Raw genomic sequence first — 1,037 nt, forward strand, 5'->3', positions numbered from 1 at the left:
TTGGCTGCCGCGTCCAGTGACAGTGAGGATGCGATCGCGAGGCGGGGGTGGCACCTGGGCGATCGCAGTTCCCGATAACCATAGTGTTGCTACAGTGGTTACAAATGCTACTAGGGGCATCATTTGCCGATGGTTCCGAAGACTCATTCAACTCTCCTCACAGTAATCTTGTCATCTAACACCCTGTGGATGTATGCTACTTTGCCCTCACCCTAAACCCCTTTCCCAACTTGGGAGAAGAAAAGGCTAAGGGATAAGCCTCTAGACCAGTGACCTGCTCTCATATCTAGCGATGTCTGAAGTAACAGTCTATCCCATACAATCTATCCGATGAAAAAGCGGAGGCCACCACATGGCTGTCTCCGCCCTAGTTTGAGAAACTTTATTTGAGAAATTTTAACTAAAAATTCCACCTTCAACTCCACATTGTGGATCCCTAAAGCACTTGCTCGACTTCAGCAATTTCTGGAATAAATTCCCGCAAACGCCGCTCGATGCCCATCTTTAGGGTCATGGTAGAGCTAGGACAAGAGCCACAGGCACCTTGGAGTCGCAGTTTGACCACAGGGCCATCTAGTTCTACCAGTTCCACATTGCCGCCATCGGACATTAGATAGGGGCGGAGTTCATCCAAAACTTTCTCTACATTCTCAGGGGTCAAGGCCAGCGTTTCATTCATAGCTGTGTTCCATCTCTCATTAGTAATTATTTCTATCTTAGTAGCCCAAGCTATTGGTTGTTGGGAAGAATTTTGCACCCCTAGACAAATTTATCCTTATGATTCGTCAATCCAACGGATAAGAATGTTGATACCATTCAGAAAACCTGAGCTACCATTACGCCAGCTCTAAACATTTCACCCTCCTCATAACCATTATTTATTACGCCATGCACTATCAGACTAATCACGATCGTCAATCCTGTTACCTCGTGATGCCCCATCTGTGGTTTCAGCGCCACCATCTGACTCGTGTAGGTAAATGGATAGGATTGGCTGTGCTTCTAATTACTGGTTTTCTCGTGCCCCAATGGCACCA

The 1,037-nt window shown here is 46.8% G+C and carries 1 protein-coding gene; it reads right to left on the reverse strand.

All coding sequences use genetic code 11. The annotated features are described in order from the left end of the window. Positions 1-436: 436 nt before the first annotated feature. Positions 437-679 carry a NifU family protein gene (locus tag NZ772_19390; GenBank protein ID MCS6815721.1) on the reverse strand — a complete coding sequence of 81 codons (243 nt, stop codon included), beginning with the start codon at positions 677-679 and terminating at the stop codon, positions 437-439. Positions 680-1,037 lie beyond the last annotated feature (358 nt).

It is taken from the genome of Cyanobacteriota bacterium (assembly GCA_025054735.1).
In the GTDB taxonomy this organism is placed as follows: Bacteria; Cyanobacteriota; Cyanobacteriia; order SKYG9; family SKYG9; genus SKYG9.